The organism is Pseudomonas sp. Kh14 (assembly GCF_900291005.1).
Lineage (GTDB): Bacteria > Pseudomonadota > Gammaproteobacteria > Pseudomonadales > Pseudomonadaceae > Aquipseudomonas > Aquipseudomonas alloputida.
Window position 1 is genome coordinate 1 of record NZ_OLKJ01000145.1, and the last position, 264, is coordinate 264.

At 61.4% G+C, this 264-nt stretch carries 1 pseudogene; it reads right to left on the bottom strand.

Annotated elements, in window-relative coordinates:
- A pseudogene (locus FQ668_RS27620) lies at nt 1–127 on the bottom strand (AraC family transcriptional regulator); the annotation flags it as partial.
- Nucleotides 128–264 lie beyond the last annotated feature (137 nt).

The following is a 264-nucleotide window of genomic DNA, read 5'->3' on the forward strand; positions in this document are numbered from 1 at the left end:
CCACCACACCGATGGAAAACGTTGGGTGGCTGTGGGCCTTGTAGCAGGCACGGCTATGGCAGGCGCGGCGGCTTTCGACATGCGGCAGGGCCGGGTCGCGCCACAGCGCGGCATGGGAACGGGGCATCACAGGGTCCTCGATATGCCAGGCAGCTTATCAGGCGCTGCGCACCCATACAGTTTTTTCCACTGGCTGTAACTTGACCACCAGGCCAGCTACGCGCCGAAATAGGCGCCTGTTGCCAAAGGAAAACGATAATGGAC